Origin of the sequence: Paenibacillus sp. AK121 (genome assembly GCF_019042715.1) — a bacterium.
GTDB classification, from domain to species: domain Bacteria; phylum Bacillota; class Bacilli; order Paenibacillales; family Paenibacillaceae; genus Paenibacillus; species Paenibacillus polymyxa_C.
The window spans coordinates 324,190-344,249 of record NZ_JAHPJM010000006.1; the positions used below are offsets into that span (position 1 = coordinate 324,190).

Below are 20,060 nucleotides of genomic sequence, written 5' to 3' on the forward strand. Positions count from 1 at the left end.
GACCATCTGCCCATTTAATTATTCGTATCTCAATGCATCTATTGGCTTTAATCTTGCTGCTTTATAAGCTGGGTATACCCCAAATAGAATGCCTGTGCCTGCAGAGCTAAGAAACGAGTATAGGATCGGCGAGATTGTAAATTCAATGGTCATGTGTGTCGTTGCTTCGATAATTTTGGAGGCGCCTATGCCTATAATAACCCCGAGCATTCCCCCCAGCAGACCAAAAATGACAGCTTCGGACAGGAATTGAACCATAATATCTCTCGGCTTGGCACCGATGGCTTTTCGAATCCCAATTTCTTTCGTGCGCTCTATAACCGATACCATCATAATATTCATAATTCCGATTCCCCCTACCACGAGCGAGATCGCAGCTACACCTCCCAGCAAGCTGGTCATGATATTATCTACACCGGATGCTGCACCTGCTGCTTCGGACAGACTCATTACTTGAAATTGATCCGGTTCCGAAGGTTTCAGCTGATGTGTCACACGCAAGCTTTCCAATATGTCTGATTGAGCCTGACCCATCAAGCCTGGTGACTTGGCGGATACCTCCAGACCAGTTATGTTTTTCTCCCCCAGACGGTTCATCATGGTTGTAGCAGGGATGTAGATTTGATCATTGGTACTGTAGCTTAAATTCGTAACAGGCTGGGTATTTAATACTCCGATCACTTTGAAAGGGATCTGCTTGATTTGAATCGTTCGTCCCAACACATTTTGGGTATCCCCACCAAAAAGACGCACAGCCGCTTGGCTTTCCAAAATGGCAACATTCCTACGTTTATCCATCTCATCGTTGGTAAATGTTCTGCCCTCGGCAAAGGAAAACTTTTTGGCCTTATAAAACGAAGCAGATGTCCCTACAATGGTTGCATTATAGTTATATCGACCCCACGCAGCTTTTGAACTGTTTGAAATGCGGGGCATCATTGCTGCAATCGAACTCTTTTGTTCCAATGCCTCGACATCTGTCCAAGTAAAAGAGGGCAAGGTGTCCTGATTTATTTCTTCCTCGGTCATTGGCATGACGGGAGCAACCAGAAGCACGTTATTCCCTAACTTATTGATTTCCTCCTTAATACTGGCCTTTGAGCCATTCCCGATAGCCATAATGGCAATCACCGCTGCCACCCCGATAATAATACCGAGTATCGTTAAAAATGAGCGCATCTTATTGGTAGTTAAGCTATTCATCGATACACGGATCGTTTCCATCACATTCATAGGCTTACCATCCTTGATGAAATTCGTCTATTCGCAATAGGCTCATCTCGCTCAATGTTACCATCCCGAAAGCTAATCAATCGTTTGGCATATTCAGCTATTTCCAGTTCATGAGTAACCAGCACAATGGTTTTTCCCTGTTCATTCAAACCTTGGAACAGTTCCATAATCTCGATGCTTGTCTTCGTGTCCAGTGCGCCCGTAGGCTCATCCGCCAGCAGAATGACTGGATTATTCACCAATGCCCGGGCGATGGAAACCCGCTGCTGCTGGCCACCAGAAAGCTCATTAGGCTTGTTATACATCCGTTCTGCAAGACCAACGCTACGTAGTGCCTCCACAGCTCTTTCCCGACGTTCCTTAGCAGGTACCCCTGCGTACATCATAGGCAGTTCCACATTAGCTAAAGCTGTAGTTCGTGGAAGCAAATAAAATTTTTGAAATACAAAACCTAGCTTCTGATTTCTAATCTCTGAAAGTTCGTTTTCACGAGCATCCAATATGGAATATCCATCCAAATAGTATTTACCCGTATCCGGATGATCCAGGCAACCAATGACATTCATCATGGTAGACTTGCCTGAACCAGAGGGCCCCATGATAGCAACAAACTCCCCTTCGTTAATAGATAAGTTCACACTGCGTAGAGCTTGAATCTCCTGACCGCCTACTTCATACCTTTTTTTCAGCTCTTTAATTTCAATAACGGTGTTATTGAATTGAGTTTCACTCATTGTGTCTGCCCCCCTCCACTGCCATTCGGGTCAGCACTGCTGTTCTGAGGAGGAATCACAATGGTTTCACCTTCCTTGACACCGGACTTGATTTCGGCCTGATCCGCTGTATAGACACCCAGTTTCACGGGTCTAAACTCATAATCGGCCGGATTCGCTGTGTTCTTCGCCACATATACTCCATCCACACCGCCTTCAGACCTCAAGGCAAACAATGGCACAGACAGCGCATTTTTGTGTTCAGCTAACAGTAGAGATACATCCATATTCATCCCCGGTTGCAGCCTTATGTTTTGGCTATCCAAAGACAATTCAATTTTGTATGTAGTCACATTGGCTTCCGTCACCGGCTCTGGAGAAACAAAGCGTACTTCGCCTTTAAATTGTTTGTCCGGGAATGAATTCGAGTGCATTGTCGCCTGAAGTCCGGTCTTTAATTTAGCAATATCACTTTCGTTCACCTTGGCAAGAACCTTCATAACCCCTGTGTTGGAGTTATTCATGACAATAAAAGGTGCAGTAGGACTCGTACCCACATCGCCGTTGACCTTCAAAATGATCCCGTCCCACGGTGCCGTAACCTGTAATTTACTTAGAACACTTTTCTTCTGCTCTAATGCCGTTTCAGCCTGCAATAAAGAAGCTTGTGCAGATTGGATGTTGGAAGCTTCAGGTGGGGACTGTGCAGCCTTTAATTGTATTAATGCTGTTTTATAGCCCATTTCCGCCTCTTCGATCGCCTCAGTTTGCTTGGTCTGTGCCTTCTTGTACTGCAGCTCCGCATTGCTCATATCCAGTTTTGCCTTATCCAGATTTTGCTTGGCTGTCGCCAGGTCACTTTCTGCTGCCGCATCATTCTGAACCAGATAAGCCTGGTCATCATAATCCTTCTGGGCTTTATCCAAAGTCACCTTGGCTGCCTCCTTTTGCGCAGCAGCTTCCTCTAATTCCATCGCGTTCTTGGCTGTTTTAATCGCCATCTGTGCCTTTAAGACATTTGCTTTCTGTAGCTCGATATCATTTGTTTTGGGTCCGCGCTTGGCTTCGTCCAGTTTGGCCCTTGCAATTGCGACATTAGATTCGGCATCCTTAATTTGCAGCCTGGCATCTGAATCATCTAGTCGTGCTAGCACCTGACCTGCCTTGACGCTATCTCCTGCTTTGACATTGACAGCGACGAGCTTGGCACCCTCGACATTTGTAAAATTAATATTTACTTCCTTGGAAGCCTGAACGGTTCCAGTAACGCTAAGCGACTCGGTTATGTTAGCTTTCTGTACCTGTACGACCTGATTCGCCGGAGCCTCCACAGGCTTTTCCTGGCCCCTTTTCATGTAGAGCGTACTGCCAATTCCCGCTATAATGAGCAAGATCAGAATACCTATGCTCCTTTTCACTCTTCTTTTTTTTCTTAATACTTGTAATGAATCTTTATCTTTCTTTTCTGTTTCCGACAATGTTATATCCCCTTAAATTGTATTTTTGCTAAATCCTATACACTCCACGGCTTGTTTAAAGCATGTTGCAGCAGCGTCATTTGAACAATGAGTTCATCCATATTCCGTTCGATTTGCTTTACTTTCAACTGATTCGTGGCGACCTCCGTACCTGTTGCAAATCCACGTGCCTTTCTTTTGCGAGAAATGTCCAACACTTTATTAAGGTTCTGTAGATTACTTCGCATTTGCTCGTATTGTTCTTCATTTTGCTGTAAGTTAAAGTACATACTCTTCAGTGTTTCTGCCAGTTGATCCTTGGTATTTTCCAGTCCGCCTTGTGCTGAATCTACATCTATCTGTTTAATTTCATAGTCATCCGTCCCCGAGTTCCACGTGTAATATTTAATTTCCATTTTTGCTAGCTTGACTGCCTCCTCCTGTCTCCATACCGAAGGACTCGCTGAGATGGCACGCGACACCAGTGTATCCAGATTCGTGTTATCCATTTTCCGGTAAACGGGTCTGTCCACCAGTTCATATAAATTTCCTTGTGACTGTCCCATTTGTGTATTAAGCGAATCTAGCGCTTTTTGCAGCGCAGCTTTTGCAATGTCTACATTTTTTTGAGCCTCTATACGAGTCTGAATAATCGTACTTCGATCACCTGGAGAAATTTTTCCACGGTTAGCCTTCGCTTCAGCAGCTTTTTCCTCCAATTGCGCGAGCAAAAGTGCATCCTCACTACTCTTGACTTTGTTATCAGCCAGAAGTACGTCATAATAGTTTTTCATGGCAGCGTAGTCTGTCTGATCTTGGGCAAGTTCGATTTGCTTTTTGGATTCCAAATAAGAAACTGTCGATGAAGCATACCCCTTCCATGCTGAACTACTAGCCGCATCTTCTTCACCGTTGCCTTGACCTGCCGGAATGAAATCCAGATTCTTGCCTGCATTTTTCAGCATAATCCGGTTGCGATCTATCGTTTGCTGGGCTTCCTTCAAGCTAAAACTATTGGATCGTGCCCACTGCTGGGCTTGACTCAATGTTAATTTCACACTTGCTTTGGTAACCTGCTGCTGCGCCTTCTCTGCTTGAACAAAGGACTCTGATAAAGAACTGGCCGACAAGGCGAGCAGCAATAAGATGAACATACGTTTTTTCATAGATATCCCCACTTTAAAAATATGGTATCGATTTAAATATAGTTTATAATTACGTTGTTATACGAATTATGTGTTTTCTTCTGTATCCCACTTGAGACCTTACCTTCTATTCGGTGCACATTCCAGAAAGGAGGAACACCGTCCTGCCCTTCTGCAACTTTTTACACACAACGTACCGTTCCTTATAGTATCTTTAAATCTAATTGACGAAGATACAGAGAACGTACAATAAGAAAGGAAAGAAATTGGATGGCCCAAAAACACAGCATAATCTGAATCAGCGTAAGATGAACGGGTAATCCATATATTCCAGACGGTTCTGACATTACTAGACAAAGCACTATTCCTATAGATGATACGACTAATGGCAGAAGAAACAGGAATGCAATTTGTCTGGAAGCCGATTGTCTCATTTCCCTTGAGTTTAGTCCAATTTTCGATAAAGCTCGGTATATTTCTTCATCTCGCTGAAGATCTACATATAGTCTGAAATACAGCAGGCTTACCGTGCTCGCCAACATAATAATGGCGATAAATCCACCAATAAATTCACTAATAACCAGATCCATTTCCGATGTCAAATAGTCTACGGCCCTAGAGTTAAGCACTCCTTTATTCACCTTGTTGGCCAACACAGAATACAACCATACCTCTTGTTGAGTTTCAGAAGTCTCTAAGGAAAGCTGGCCATTCTTCCATTTGGGCACAAAATAATAAGTAGATTTATATGCCAACGGATCATTGAAATACCGATGTTCAATTAAATAGTCGTAAGTTCGATCAGAAACAACAAGTAAGCTGCCTAGTTCAGAGACGATATTTCCATCAAACTTCAGGTTATGATCTATTATCTTAGTATCCATAATCTGAAGATTCATCATATGAGATTTCCCTTGCTTGTAAGTTAACTTTTTTTCAAAAAAGGTTTTCTTTTCTTCGAAAGACATCCCGTTTGGATCGAAAAGGAAAAAACCTTGATTCTCCCGAAGCGTAGGTACCTGTTTCAGCTTCTTAAACTTGGAGGCAAGTGCTTCATAGTTGGATTGTTTCATCACTGGCGCGACCTGTTCCCGAAAGGGGAAGACTAACACTTCACCTTTCCCATAATCTACCCCAGCCGTATACAGATTTTGGTCAATCTCTTTTTCAAGCTCGTTAGAACTTACAACATCAGAAGTAAATGCGAATGAATAAGACTGCTCCCTAAGAAATCTTTTTTGCTGCTGCATGGAGTCAAAGGTTGACGCTGCTCCTACACAGGAAATGATAGAAATGAGGGTAATCAATGAAAAAAGCCCGGCATTATTTCGCATTTTATATGTGATCTCAGATAACCATAACAAACACGATCCGCTCCAAGACCATTTCCTGTTAGCTCTAAGCAATTGAATGAATAGTACACATGATTGATTATAAAATAAGTAAATACCCAGAGATCCCATTATAATTGTATATTTAAAGGTGTCTCCGACCGAATAGTGCAATATATAAAAAGAAAGGGTCCCTAAACGATACGGTGCCAGATAAATGTATGGTGAAAAATCAAGCTTCATTAAACATACAGCTGCTCCTATGAATACTATGGCAAGAATGGACAGACTCCAAAAAGCTTTAGGTTCTTTGTTGAGCTGAGGAGCCTTGCTAAAAAGCTGCTGTAGTTTAAAACGTCGGATAAAGAAAACAGACACAAGTGAGATCAATATAAACAAAAACATAAAGCCGATTCCTGTAAAAGCCAGTGCCTTCCAGGGAAAATAAAATCTTAAATACATTCCTATGACATTGGAACCCATAAGCAGGAAAAACTTCGCTGAAACAAATCCTCCGATCATCCCGGTCACCAATGATAAAAAGCCTATAATTAGATTTTCAAAAGCTACCAAAAAACAAATTTGCCTATGACTTGCTCCTAAAATGGTGAGTATACCAAATTCTTTCTTACGTGCAGCAACAAAAATATTATTTGTGTATAATACGAAAAAAAAGGAAAATACAAAAATCAATAGATCCGCAACCTGTAATCCCTTTTTTACATTAGCTGCTGTGATTACATTCGAGACATCCGGGTGAAAAATAAATACCGCATATACGAAAAAAATCGTAATCATCAAGGAGCTGCTTAAATAATAAGGAACGTAAGCACGCGCATTGCGTTTGAGATTATTCCATGCTAACAGACGAAAGCTCATGTGCATGTCTACTTCCCCCCAAAAAGGAGAGCATATCTATGATTTCCTGAAAAAATATTTGCTGACTATGACTACGACGGATTTCATTATATAACTCACCATCTTTAATAAAAATAACCCGGTCGCAATAGCTGGCTTCCAAAGCGCCGTGTGTTACCAGCACAATTGTAGAATAGTCTACACGGTGGACAAGGCTCAGCATTTCCATTACAACACGCGAAGACTTGGAATCGAGATTTCCGGTTGGTTCATCTGCAAGCAGGAGCGAAGGAGAGTGAATCATAGCTCTGCCTATGGCTGCACGTTGTTTTTGTCCCCCTGACACCTCATAAGGCCGTTTGTCCAAAACATCTGTAATATCCAGTTTTTTCGCTACTTCTTCCAGTTTGTGCTCCATTTCCTTTAACCCTTTTTTATTCAGCATCAGAGGAAACAGTATGTTCTCTCCCAAAGTGAGGGTTTCCAACAAATTATAATCTTGAAATACAAGCCCCAGTTCTTTGCGGCGAAATAAAGCCAGCTTATCCTTCTTGAGCAGATGTGGATTTTCCCCTTTAATGCTAACCTCGCCAGAAGTCGGCATATCAATGGTCGAAATCATATTTAATAATGTTGTCTTCCCACTACCAGACGGACCCATAATGCCAACAAACTCACCTGGTTGAATCATTAAATGGATATTGTTGAGAGCTCGGTGTGGAACCTTACCATAGTATATTTTGGTGACTTGATCCATTCGTACAATCTCCATCGTTCATTCCTTTCTTTTTCCTATGTCATGATCATAATCCATCCGGAACAGATCGTCGATCGATTAACATTACAAAAACCTTAAATGTGTTGTAAGGTTTCTTATGGGTGTATTGGAAACAGAATCTCAACAGTCGTTCCTTCACCTACCGTCGATGTGAGTTGAATGTCATGATTCAACCTTTTGCAGATTTCTGCCACCAAATAGAGCCCCATCCCCGTAGATTCACTATACTTCCGTCCATTTTCACCTGTGTAATAAGCCTCAAATACCCGCTCTATATCTTTTTTAGGGATGCCAATCCCTTCATCCTGTACTTTCAACACAATCACATGATCTCTTACGTCAGATATCAATTTCAGGCTGTGGGCATAACCTGAAGAATACTTTATCGCATTAGTCACCAATTGATTAATGATAAATCTTAACCATTTGGCATCGGTAATCACATTCAACTGCTCGTCCACTTCATTGGAAGGATAAATTTCGTTGCGAATCAATAACCTTTTGTTATCGTAAATCACTTCACTAACCAGCTTTCGTAATACAACAGGCTCTACATGAAAGTCTGGTTCAAAGGATTCCAATCGTGACATATACAAAATCATTTCCAGTCCTTTTCCCATTCGATCAATCTCATCGTGAATCTGATCCGACTCGGGATCTATTTTTCCTTTGAGAATTAAATGAATCACAGCTAGGGGCGTTTTCATCTGGTGAACCCACTGGTTAATGAATGTGATGTGATCACGCTGCTGATGCTCCAATTGATGAATCCGAGACTGGTACAACTGGTAGAACTGCAAAAGCAAATGCTGTAAAGAAGAGGCTAACGGATTAAGTACCTTCATCTGAATAAGCTCATCTAAATCTCTAATGTTAGCAGTGGATAATATTCGATATAAACCAGAATACATGACGTACCGAAATAGCAAATAGACCAGCAAAAGGATAAACCCAAAAAAGACCGAATACAAGGCGGTCGACAAGTTACGATAACCATCCATCCAGTAAATACTCAACACAAGAAAAAGTTGGATAATATTAAAAATGATCATGGAAAAATGATCACGCCAAAACAGCTTCACTGTTCTTCCTCCTCAGTCAAGTGCAGCCGGTATCCAGCTCCTCTAACCGTTTCTATAATATCCTCCAACCCCAGTTCGCTAAGCTTTTTACGGACACGGGTAACATAAACGTTCAGCGTATTTTCTCCTACATATTGGTAATCATCCCATAACGCTTCTAAGAGATGAACTCTCCCTACAACCTGCTTGGGATATGTCATCAGTAGCTCCAGCAGTGCAGCTTCTTTATGGCTCATTTCTACCTGCTTGTCATGAAACACTAGCTCCAAAGTATCAGGGTATAAACTCAAGCCTGACACTGTTATGGATCGCGATTTTTGGGCAACTGCATATAAACCATAGGCACGTCGCAGGTTGCTTTCTACCTTGGCTAATAGTACTTCCGGATGAAACGGTTTGGTAATGTAATCATCTGCTCCGTTTTGCAAAGCAATGACCTGATCCATTTTATCATCACGCGCGGACACAAACAGGATGGGACAAGTAGATTGAGTACGAATTTGCCTACACCAATAAAATCCATCAAACCGAGGTAAATTCACATCCAGTATGACCAAATCAGGCTTTACCTTCTGGAAAACACCTAAGACTTGATCAAAATTTGAAACGACAACTCCTTGATAACCATATTTCTCAAGATAGGATTGGAGTAAGGAGCTAATTTGAGGGTCATCCTCTACGATTAATATTGTATGCATCGTGTTTTCTACCTTCTTAGTGCTTGAATTTTAAATCACATGATTTTCTCTATATAATGCCTTTATTTGATCGTCCAAGCAATAACAACAACCGAATTCCTTTTATTTGTAGCTTAGGAGAGTCTCATGGTGTAAATTGAATCCCGAATGATATGCATGGTGCCAAACACCAGAGTGATTAACATGATAATTATAATGGCGATAACTATTACTGTAATCATGATCTCTTTATAGTTTTTTAACGTTTCATTACAACATAATTTCGACTTAAATACCTCTTTAATTTTATGCTTTGAATATTTCATACTTTGCTCACTTCTCTCCTCGGCTCGCTATTTTCCATACTAATTAGCTTCTATCTAAGGAACAACAGCCAAAGCTTACAAAAACATTACTTTGTTGTAAGGTATAAAGAATTCAGATCATCAGGAGCGTGTGTCTTTATAAAAAAATGAGTCGGGTTCTATGACCCGACTCATTTTCCGTATTTCTACTAATCCCACATAGGAATGTCCCGCGCTTATGCCTTTTAATTTTGACTTGATGCACTTCTCTCTTGAAGTAATCTACACTTCAAACTTATTTAGATAAAGAAACTGCACCTCTGTTTGTCGTTTCCCCTTGTTGTTCCGCTAGTGATATACCTAGCTTCAACTTAGAAAGAATGCTCTCAAAATCACGGATCGTACTGTCAATGGAAATTGTAAAACTTCACATATTTATGCAGTCCAGTTCGCGAGTTGTTTGTTTAGTGTCCTTATTATCTCTTATTAAGAATTCTATATTTTTGCGGAGATATTCCCTCCCAGTTCACAAACCACCCTGTAAACGACGATGAATTCTCTAATCGCAATTCTTCACTAATATCAGACATGGACCACTCTGTTGACTTGAATACATGTTTCGCCTCTTTCAATCGAAGTTCAGATATGCATACTGTTGGGACTGACCCCATAACGTGAGACAAATCATAGTGATCTGACAAATGAAAAGAAAGCTTCAGACCGGATGAATCAGTCTGAAGCTTTCTTTGTTTCGTTTATCGCGTTTTACTTAACTGTATCAAACACCATACACTCTGTATTGCTCTCCCTACCAAGGCGTTTCCGTTTTGTGTTCAATCATTTTCAATACTTTGGGTTCAACAATCCGTTTCAATAGTTCCAGCGTATGATCGTCAACAGTAGCTCCACCATGCGGATCGGTTTGGATTTGTTTTTTTGCCTGCGTATTTGCGATTATGTCCACGACTTGTTGTTTGGAAATCTTTTTAGATGCAGCGATCTCGACGACCGATGCCCCCTTTGACAATTCTTGTTTCAAGTCTTCTGGACTCATGCGAAGTAAAGAAAAGAGCTTTTCATCATTTAAAAAGGCATCCGCAGTATAGTCAGGCTTGCCGTTAGTCATGAAAAAGCCTTCCACGGATGGAGCAGGGCCGCCTCCAACCAGAGAAACGCTGATCGTATTCCCTTGAACAAGTACGTTATAAAACGGCGTTTTTGATCCCTTTTCGGTGTAGTTCAATATAAGCGTTTTTTGGTCCGGATTCTGCATCGTCTCCATGTTACATTCGTACTTACTGGAGCTACCGTACAGTTTGTTAATGAGATCATCTACTTTCGATTTGATTTCTTGATCGGTTAAGGAGATGACCGGTTTCTCCTGAGGCTCCCAATTTTCTTGGTTCACCTGTTCGATTTCACCCGTGGCGTTCAAATCAAGTCGGATCTTTTTGCCGTGAGCTCCCTTTTCCTGCAGCACGATGCTTGTTTGAATGGCTTTCCCCTGACTTGCATTCGCGGGGTCTCCTCCAAGCCGGCTGGCATCGATGATTTCAAACGACTTGGTTTCCGGATAAGAGCGATACAACTTTTCAAGTGCTGCTTGGCCAACCGCATCCATCTTGACTTGTTTGGCTGTCATCGGTGTTCTCGTAATCATTTCAATCAGGGGAGGGGCCGCGAATGCCGCGGTTGGAATCATAATTACTGCAGCAACGATGCTGCCAATCAATCGTTTTTTCATCGTTTTTTTGCTCCTTTGCTGTTGTAAGTATTGAGAATAAGATTGTTCGATTCGTTTGGAAACAGCCGGGGGACATTCCATGGTCTCTGCCTCTTGGTGCAGGTACTCGCTGATTTGTCTTTCAATAGGCATTGTTTTTATCCATCCTTTCCAACGGGAGATTTCCCAATTGTTTTCGAAGCGACTGCAGACCGGCATGATATCTGGACTTGACTGTACCCAGCGGAATATCGAGTAATGTCGCAATCTCCTCCAGCGTATAATCGTGATAAAAGCGGAGGATGATCACCGTTCGCTGTCTATCGGTCAGCTTGTGCATGGCCCTCGATATCTCGGGGTCTGTCCCATCCGTCCTCAACGTGGGCTGATCCCAGTGATGCTCTTCCTGAGAAAAGACACGGATGCGTTCGAAAATTCGGAATCTCCTCCAGCTTTTCACCCGGAATCTTTGCACTTGTCGGATGACCAAGCCGTGCAACCAGAAGTGGAAAGGACGATTCGGATCGTAGTTGGGAAGCGAGGTCCACATTTGCATGTAGATCTCATTCATAATATCTTCGCGATCCTGCGGATGATCCACCAGAAAAGAGACGGTCCGGTAAACATCCTTGTAAGTGGCATCATACAACGTATGAAACGCCTGCTGATCTCCTTCGATCATTTTTGTGAGCACGTGGTACATAGATTCACTTTGCATTCAGAGGGCCCTCCTGAGTAAGCAGCTTACACCCTATATTGTCGCTCGATGGAAAAAAAGTTCGGTTTTTTATGATTTCGGTTGGGAGTCTATGGATTGCGGGAAGGTGAGTAGTAGCATGAAAGCGTGGAAGACATCTTGTTTTTTCCGTCAGATTGAACGGTGAGCTCAAAGAATTGGGCCTGCTGTCGGACGATTATAACAAGGTCTGGAGATGTAAAAATGGCCTTCATGCAGCAGGTTATATTTCTACAAAAATCAGAGACAATAATTTGTTAGGTCAAATTGAATATGGCAACCAATACCCCCAATTTGCAAGAGACGAAGCCAACAAAACGCAATACTGGCTGCTATGCAGCTTAAGTTTCCAACTATGATTACAATTGTGAAGCCCCCTGTTGCTTAACGACGTAGCTGATCCCAAAACGTGAGACACATCAAAACATCTTCAAGAGAATCAAGCCATGTCGTAAGATATGGAGATAACCTTGTAGGTGTTTTTACGTCTGAGATTAATCTGGACTCAAGCTCAGCAACTTGTACGCTGAAAAAACCTATGCTTCTATTAATGCTCCTTGTGATACCCCAATGATCTGTGAGAATTCAGTTTGATTATGTTGTTCCTCATTAGTCCTCCTTCTGTCTAAAAATTAAAAAACAGCCCCAAAAATAATTTTATTTATCGGGACTGTCAAGTTAGCTAAGCTATTAAGTTATTGTTATGAAGAGGTTTATCTTACAACATCATATATAAAATACCCTGGCCATTTTCACTATAAAAACATGAAAACTCGAATCAGTGAATAATAAACACTCAGGTATTAGCTTCGCTGTCTCATCGCCTCGAATAATAACACCGTAGAGGCCATGGCTGCATTCAGTGATTCCGCTTGTCCCTGCATTGGAATGAATACTGATTCATCCACCATACTTGCGGTAGCAGCAGAAATACCCTGGCCCTCGTTGCCAATCACGAGCCAAGTGGATACACGCAAATCTATGGTATAGCATGATAAGCTTGCATCGAGCGAGGTGCTGAGCAAGCGGGCACCTTTGCTTTTGGCCTGCGGCAAAAGCTCTTCCAGACTGCCTTCGATCACTGGCAGATGAAACAATGATCCCATCGTGGAGCGGATCGTTTTGGGATTATATAGGTCGGCGCAACCATGACCCAATATAACGCCTGCGGCTCCAGCAGCGTCCGCACTGCGAATGATAGTGCCTACATTGCCGGGGTCCTGTACACCGTCCAGCACCATCACCAGCGCGTCTGGTTGCTCCAGCAATGCTGGGAATGCGCTACGCTCCTCCTTACGCACGATGGCAAAGACAGACTGCGGCGTCTTGGTATCGGTGCATTTGGCAATGACCGCCGCCGACACGGGAATCCATTCCACCGGCTGATCGGCTGAATCCAGACCATTCAGCTCAGCAGGAATCCCCTTGTCCAAATCATAGGCGACGCTTTCAACAGCTGCGTTCGAACGCAGCGCTTCCTGCACTAGATGAATACCCTCGACAATATATTTATGCTGCCGTGTGCGATGCTTTTTTTCGAGGAGTTGCGACCATTCTTTTACACGTGCATTATTCGGTGAAATGATTTCCATTGGTTTAACCTTCCGTTTCTAGGTCTGTTTCTTTAAAAATAAATGATGCATCACTTGTACTTGAACATCAAACCTCTCTAAGCTGCAAAAGCCAGCTCCAGCTTGGTTAGATCGTCCTTGTGACCCACAATGACCAGCACATCACCCGCTTCCAGACGATCCTCGGCATAAGGTGAAATGTTCATCTCCTGGTTTCTGCGGATCGCCATTACATTGCAGCCGAAGCGTGCCCGTATGTCTAGCTCCTTCAAATTTTTGCCGATCATGGAATCAGCGGCTCGCATCTCCAAAATACTGTAGTCCTTGGACAGCTCAATATAATCCAAAATATTAGGAGACGTTAAATGGTGGGCTACCCGCAGTCCCATATCCCGTTCAGGATAAACCACTTTATCCGCACCTATTTTTTGCAGCACTTTTCCGTGCAGTTCATTTTGTGCTTTGACCACAAGAGCAGGCACACCCATGTCCTTGAGAATCAATGTCGTTAGAATGCTGGCTTGTATATCTTCACCAATTGCGACTACAATTACGTCAAAATTACGGATACCCAGTGCTCGCAGTGCTTCCTCATCGGTCGAATCGGCAGACACCGCATGCGTCACAATATTCGACATTTCCTGTGTACGCTGCTCGTCCGAATCGATAGCCAGCACATCAAACCCCATCTCACTCAGCGCGCTGGCAACACTGGAACCAAAGCGCCCCATGCCAATGACCGCATACTGTTTTTTTGCCATTCCTTCTTTACCTCCCGCTCACCATACTGTCCGTCATAGTATAGCATATCATGCTACAAACATAAATTTTGACATCCTTATTCCAAATGCTTCTCCATGTATACTGGGCCACAGCCCAAGCCATAATACATTCGATCACTATTACAACATACGGGAGGTACCCATGCCCATTACAATGGATTTACGACAAGCGATTGTTCACAAAGTTCACGGCAAATCAGAGGCTGATCTTACGGATATGATTATTGGGTCAGTGGATGGACCGGAAGCCGCTTTGCCTGGATTAGGTGTCATTCTTGAGATCGCATGGAAGCATATGAGTCCAAACCAGCAGCAGGATTTCGTCCATTTGGCACACGAACAAATCGATAAAATCAAACCCGTGCCCTTAGCCTAACCCTAGCGATTCAACTTCTTGTTATGCTTTAATTGTGCTCATTATTATTACCCGTATTCGAAAATGAGAATAGTCCACTCGCATTCATGTCGAGTGGACTATTCGTGGTATATATCAAATGACTGAAATCAGACTGTACTGCATATAAAATTTTATGGAGCCATTTCCAAAAACTTAGCGGTCGGATTTTTTTCTATAGCCGTACGCATGGCATACTCATTTTCGAACAAGGCTACATAATTGCCTTTCTTATCTTTTACCAGCGTAGAGTTGATACGGAACTTGCTCGGATCAATCTGCTCATCCACAATCCAACGTGCAAATTGGAACGGCATACGTTGAAGCTGTACATCTACCCCATATTCACCCTTCATGCGGTATTCAAATACTTCAAATTGCAGTTGGCCGACTACACCTAGTAGCGTATCATCAAAGCTTACCGTACGGAACACCTGAATCATACCTTCTTCGGTTAACTGGTCGATACCTTTCAGATACTGCTTGTGCTTCAAAGCATTTTTTACAGTAACCTTGGCAAAAATCTCAGGTGAGAAGGTCGGCAGTTCATCAAATACAACCTCGCTGCCTTGACTGAGTGAATCGCCAATGCGGAAAATACCCGGATCAAACAAACCAATAATATCTCCAGGAAATGCCTCTTCGACAATATCACGGTCCTGTGCCAAGAACTGCTGTGGTTGGGACAGCTTAATTTCCTTGCCCATCCGAACATGCTTAACACTCATCCCACGTTGAAACTTACCGGACACGATACGCAAAAATGCGATACGGTCACGGTGAGCCGGGTTCATATTGGCCTGAATTTTAAATACATAACCAGTAAATTTCTCGTTCGTTGGCTGAATTTCCCCAACTGTACTGTGGCGCGGTTCCGGCTTAGGAGCAAGCTGAAGGAAGTTTTCCAAAAATGTTTGCACACCAAAATTATTAATCGCACTTCCAAAGAATATAGGCGTTAATTCTCCACGCTGTACTTTTTCCATATCAAAAGGGTCACCTGCGACATCAAGCAACTCTAAATCTTGGCATAATTGGTCGTGCAAATATTCGCCCGCCATCTCGCGAATAATCGGATCATTGTAACCCTCCACTTTTTGTACTTTGATCGTGGAATGGTCATCTCCTTGAAACAACTCAACCTGATTTTTGACACGGTCATAAACACCGCACAGATCACGTCCTGTACCAATCGGCCAGTTCATAGGCACTGAACGGATACCAAGCACCTGCTCAAGCTCCTCCATCAAATCAAAAGGACTGCGTCCTTCACGGTCCAGCTTGTTAATGAAGGTGAAAATCGGTATTCCGCGCTTCGCACAAACTTGAAACAGCTTGATCGTTTGCGCTTCCACACCTTTCGCTACGTCAATCAGCATGACTGCACTATCTGCGGCTGTTAATGTGCGGTACGTGTCTTCACTGAAATCCTGGTGACCCGGGGTATCCAGAATATTAACGCGATGCCCATTATAATCGAATTGCATCACTGAGGATGTTACCGAAATCCCCCGCTGTTTTTCAATCTCCATCCAGTCACTCGTCGCATGCTTGCTGGCTTTACGAGCTTTGACTGTACCTGCAAGACGAATAGCGCCCCCGAACAGCAGCAACTTTTCCGTCAGTGTCGTTTTACCCGCATCCGGGTGAGAAATAATCGCAAACGTACGCCGTTTGTCGACTTCCTGTTGAAGTATATCTGTTGTTTTACTCATTTCACATATCCCTTCATGATCAAATCCATTGCAATTCTGCTCAAGCTATTCATAAAAAGGCCATGATGCACGCCTATGTTCATAAGTTCATCGGCTCATTGCCGTTAGCTCCAGTATTCGGCATACTCCGTCACCATATTCATGATAAATACGATCTATTTACATTTTTTAGCCTGCCTTTAACGTATAATCAGTTGCAAACTGAAAACCTGAGACTAAGCTATTATAGCATACTCCGAACGCAAAGCATCCCCTTACATCCTAAACAGGACATAGGGGGATGCATGACAAATCGGGATTACTGAGTGCCGCCTACTCGCCAGATGACATTATCTTCATCCTGGCCGCTAACCGGCCACCACTTATAGCCATCCTGCTCTAACAGCTTGTGAGCACCATCAGGTCCCCATGAGCCTGCAGCATAGGTTTCCAGTGTATCCGGGGTCTGCTGCCATGCTTTGGCGATTCGATCAACGAATCCCCACGCTGTAGCAACCTCATCCCACCGCGTGAAGTACGTCGAATCACCCTCGATCGCATCCATCAGCAACCGTTCATACGCCTCCGGTGAGTTGATCCCCACCATACAGCTTTGGCAAAAATCCATAGCCAGCGGCTCAATATCTGATTCCGAACCGGGTTTCTTGGCATTAATTTTAATGTAAATGCCCTCCATTGGATTGACCCGAATGACGAGCAAGTTTGGTTCCAGCTTATGCTTTTGACCGAGATATACATTGGTTGGCATGCTCTTAAATTCCACAACGATCTCCGTAGTTTTTACAGGGAGACGTTTGCCTGTACGAATGTAGAACGGTACACCAGCCCAACGGAAATTATCTACAAACACACGTGAAGCAAAATAAGTCTCTGTATTCGATTGTGGATCAACCTTGTCTTCTTGACGATACCCTGGCAACTGCTGACCTCGGTAACTGCCTTCAGTATATTGACCACGTACCACGTTGGTCTTCACATCCTCAGACGATTCAAAAGGTCGTAGTGAACGCAACACTTTCACCTTTTCATCACGGATATCCTCTGGCAACAGACGACTAGGCGGTTCCATCGCGATCATCGTAAGCATTTGCAGCATATGGTTCTGTCCCATATCGCGCAAAGCGCCAGAATGATCATAATAACCTCCGCGTTCCTCCACCCCTACCGTTTCACTCAGCGTAATTTGCACATTGGCAATATGCTTGTTATTCCATAGTGGTTCAAAAAAGGCGTTAGCGAAGCGAATTACCTCGATATTTTGAACCATTTCCTTACCGAGATAGTGATCAATTCGATAAATTTCTTCTTCGGCAAATACTTCACGTATTTCAATGTTCAATTCTTGTGCAGACTCGAGGTTGTAACCGAAAGGCTTCTCTATAACTAGACGATTCCAGCCCTTGCCGTCCAACATGCCTCCCTCTTTCAAGCTCTTCGACACACTTCCGAATAATTCAGGCGCCAAGGCCAAATAAAACAACCGATTTCCCGGTATGTTAAACTTACCTTCTATAGCCTCCGTTTGCTGTCTCAGCTCATGAAACCCATCAACATTGTTGATATCCAGCGATTTATATTCAAAATGCTCGGCAAATGCCTGCCATTCTTGATCATTTTCTGCTTTGTAGCGACTAAACTCCTGTATGGAAGCGTACAGGTCATTACGGAATTCTGCTTCTGTGCGGGGACGTCTTGCTACACCAATAACAGCAAAATCTTCAGCAAGCTTGCCTTCGCGGTACAAGCTGTAGATAGCAGGAAATAACTTGCGGCGAGCCAAATCGCCCGTAGCACCAAAAATAAACAGAACTGCACCTTGTGTCACAAGAGATTCTTTAACAGGTATGTCAGCCATGAAGTACCTCATTCTTCCCATGTCAAGATTCCGCAATCCACAATCCTCGAAATCCGCATGTAGTATTGTGTATATTTATACAAGATCATACTTGATTTTCGAAAAACATGGAACTAAAGATTTGATGACATTTTAACATATTCTACATGGATAAGCTATCCGATGAATCATAAATTTACCTTATAAGTCAGTATTCAATTGTGATAATCGGAAAACCGAGTGTTATACGTTTATTCTGCTGCGCTCTATTTTCATGTACCGCCATCTGCATCTGGACTTGATGCTCACCGCTTTGCACCATTAATGGCAGTTCTGGAGCTTCATAAGATACAGCTACTGTGGTTGCATCTGTGTATCTCTCTTTAGCCTGCATGGAGATAGCCCCTGCTAAGCTTGCTTCTGTCCGTTTCATCAGTTGATCCACGCTTTCCTTTGCTTGCAGCGAACGCTGAACGGAGGTGTTCCACTGCGCTTGAACCCCTATAGAATGTAATTGCTCGGCACAAAGCTTATGAAGCTGAATCAACTGCTCACGTCCTGTGTCGCTGCTTTCCAGTTGAACGACTACATACCATTGTCCAGCTTGACGTTCCATCACATTTAAACGAATTTTTAAATCCTCACGATCACGAACAGAACGATATAGTGTGTGCCCATTTTCTACGAGTTTGCTTGCTGTGGGTATATTCAGTTGCTCAGCTATCTGTGCCACTATATCTGCCGGATCTCCATGATTAGGAATCCAATCGCCTTGCCATTTTACAACCAGCTTATCCAGTGTACCCGGGGTTTGATCCGAGAGAATTAACAACGAGCGTAAAGCCGCTTCTGCCTCACGGGAATCATTTCCGTTGGTCTGAAGAGTTCCGTAACGCCAGCCAGCCAGTACCAACACCGTTCCTAATACCAAAATTGCAATAACTCCCTTTTTAATCGTTTCTACTTTTAACATGGCCGTTCTTCCCCCTCCATAACCATTCATTCTCCGCATACACACAATGGAATGCTTTTTTCGGCTCGATTGAAATCTATGAATCTATCAATAGCATGCCCGTTGCCAGAGGTTTTATACGCAGAGGGAGTCAGCACAACCTTTCAGAAATATTCATTCGCCTACTGGGTGTTCGACCATACACCGTAGGCACGATAAGAATAGACTATAATCACAACGCATCTTACACCAAAAGAGGTGAAATCATGTTTCCCATTTATCCAGTAAATGAAGCCAATGTGGCACCTCATGGCGGACGGATGGTCTGTGCCGTTATGCGTGATGGTACACGACACATTGGCATCTTAAGTGGGTGTAGCAAAGGTAAGCTGATGTTGAACGGATATCCATCCTCCTTTCCTGGTAGTCTCTATGCCGGAAGCTACAGTAACAAAGGAAAACAAAAAGCTAAAAAAAACTCCTCTAAAAAGCAAAAAAAGAACTCTAAAAACAAAGCTCGCTCTTCTGCCAAGCTAAATTCCTTTAATAGACCGCCGGACGAACTTCTAAATCCATACTTTCCTTATAACGTAGGGGCATTTGATTCAAATGGAAATAGGGGTTATGGAAACGGCAGAGCAGGCTATCGCGGCAGATATGGATACGGGGCAGGACTTGCACTAGATCTGGCTTTAATCGCCTTTCTATTCCTCCTTATCTAAACGCCGTGTTACAGAACACAAAAAAACCGGAGGACCATTCATCGTCTCCGGT

General features: G+C 43.1%; 16 protein-coding genes and 1 pseudogene. 2 read left to right on the forward strand and 15 right to left on the reverse strand.

Features of this window, described 5'->3' with window-relative positions:
• Window positions 1–18: 18 nt before the first annotated feature.
• From KSP24_RS13965 to KSP24_RS14025, 12 genes and pseudogenes are all read right to left on the reverse strand, one after another.
• Window positions 19–1,233, reverse strand: a complete 1,215-nt coding sequence (locus KSP24_RS13965) for an ABC transporter permease (protein WP_058830362.1) — start codon at window positions 1,231–1,233, stop codon at window positions 19–21.
• Entirely contained in the window at window positions 1,230–1,967 is a 738-nt protein-coding gene (locus tag KSP24_RS13970; RefSeq protein WP_216975444.1) for an ABC transporter ATP-binding protein, read from the reverse strand. The genes KSP24_RS13965 and KSP24_RS13970 overlap by 4 nt, the downstream gene beginning before the upstream one ends.
• Window positions 1,964–3,424 (reverse strand): efflux RND transporter periplasmic adaptor subunit, encoded by a 1,461-nt coding sequence (locus KSP24_RS13975; RefSeq protein ID WP_216975446.1) that lies wholly within the window; start codon window positions 3,422–3,424, stop codon window positions 1,964–1,966. Before KSP24_RS13975 ends, KSP24_RS13970 begins: the two co-directional genes overlap by 4 nt.
• A gap of 35 nt (window positions 3,425–3,459) precedes the next feature.
• Window positions 3,460–4,569, reverse strand: a complete 1,110-nt coding sequence (locus KSP24_RS13980; protein ID WP_090738281.1) for a TolC family protein — start codon at window positions 4,567–4,569, stop codon at window positions 3,460–3,462.
• Between the two features lie 182 nt (window positions 4,570–4,751).
• Window positions 4,752–6,764 carry an ABC transporter permease gene (locus tag KSP24_RS13985; protein ID WP_216975447.1) on the reverse strand — a complete coding sequence of 671 codons (2,013 nt, stop codon included), beginning with the start codon at window positions 6,762–6,764 and terminating at the stop codon, window positions 4,752–4,754.
• Window positions 6,730–7,509, reverse strand: a complete 780-nt coding sequence (locus tag KSP24_RS13990; protein ID WP_064963500.1) for an ABC transporter ATP-binding protein — start codon at window positions 7,507–7,509, stop codon at window positions 6,730–6,732. The genes KSP24_RS13985 and KSP24_RS13990 overlap by 35 nt, the downstream gene beginning before the upstream one ends.
• Window positions 7,510–7,610: 101 nt before the next feature.
• On the reverse strand, window positions 7,611–8,597 hold the full coding sequence (locus KSP24_RS13995; RefSeq protein ID WP_025674213.1) for a sensor histidine kinase: 987 nt from the start codon (window positions 8,595–8,597) through the stop codon (window positions 7,611–7,613).
• Window positions 8,594–9,295, reverse strand: coding sequence for a response regulator transcription factor (locus tag KSP24_RS14000; RefSeq protein WP_216975449.1), 702 nt, complete (start codon window positions 9,293–9,295; stop codon window positions 8,594–8,596). The genes KSP24_RS13995 and KSP24_RS14000 overlap by 4 nt, the downstream gene beginning before the upstream one ends.
• A gap of 1,092 nt (window positions 9,296–10,387) precedes the next feature.
• A complete protein-coding gene (locus KSP24_RS14010) occupies window positions 10,388–11,455 on the reverse strand; it encodes a hypothetical protein (protein ID WP_216975454.1) in 1,068 nt (355 codons plus the stop codon).
• The gene (locus KSP24_RS14015; RefSeq protein ID WP_216975456.1) at window positions 11,445–12,020 is read right to left on the reverse strand and encodes a sigma-70 family RNA polymerase sigma factor; all 576 of its coding nucleotides are present in this window, start codon (window positions 12,018–12,020) and stop codon (window positions 11,445–11,447) included. The genes KSP24_RS14010 and KSP24_RS14015 overlap by 11 nt, the downstream gene beginning before the upstream one ends.
• 821 nt (window positions 12,021–12,841) lie before the next feature.
• Entirely contained in the window at window positions 12,842–13,630 is a 789-nt protein-coding gene (locus KSP24_RS14020) for a TrmH family RNA methyltransferase (protein WP_216975457.1), read from the reverse strand.
• 77 nt (window positions 13,631–13,707) lie between these two features.
• Window positions 13,708–14,376: pseudogene (locus KSP24_RS14025) on the reverse strand (potassium channel family protein); the annotation flags it as partial.
• Between the two features lie 157 nt (window positions 14,377–14,533).
• Between KSP24_RS14025 and KSP24_RS14030 the strand changes: the two are divergent.
• Window positions 14,534–14,767, forward strand: a complete 234-nt coding sequence (locus KSP24_RS14030; RefSeq protein WP_064963504.1) for a small acid-soluble spore protein SspI — start codon at window positions 14,534–14,536, stop codon at window positions 14,765–14,767.
• A gap of 152 nt (window positions 14,768–14,919) precedes the next feature.
• Here KSP24_RS14030 and KSP24_RS14035 read toward each other — a convergent pair whose 3' ends face one another.
• The 3 genes from KSP24_RS14035 to KSP24_RS14045 form a co-directional block, all read right to left on the reverse strand.
• Window positions 14,920–16,500, reverse strand: coding sequence for a peptide chain release factor 3 (locus tag KSP24_RS14035; RefSeq protein WP_013372991.1), 1,581 nt, complete (start codon window positions 16,498–16,500; stop codon window positions 14,920–14,922).
• A gap of 298 nt (window positions 16,501–16,798) precedes the next feature.
• Window positions 16,799–18,355 (reverse strand): glucose-6-phosphate dehydrogenase, encoded by a 1,557-nt coding sequence (zwf, locus tag KSP24_RS14040; RefSeq protein WP_013372992.1) that lies wholly within the window; start codon window positions 18,353–18,355, stop codon window positions 16,799–16,801.
• A gap of 187 nt (window positions 18,356–18,542) precedes the next feature.
• On the reverse strand, window positions 18,543–19,307 hold the full coding sequence (locus tag KSP24_RS14045) for a YwmB family TATA-box binding protein (protein ID WP_216975459.1): 765 nt from the start codon (window positions 19,305–19,307) through the stop codon (window positions 18,543–18,545).
• Window positions 19,308–19,552: 245 nt separating this feature from the next.
• Here KSP24_RS14045 and KSP24_RS14050 point away from each other — a divergent pair, with 245 nt between their 5' ends.
• Window positions 19,553–20,008 (forward strand): hypothetical protein, encoded by a 456-nt coding sequence (locus KSP24_RS14050; protein WP_025675777.1) that lies wholly within the window; start codon window positions 19,553–19,555, stop codon window positions 20,006–20,008.
• Window positions 20,009–20,060: the final 52 nt, after the last annotated feature.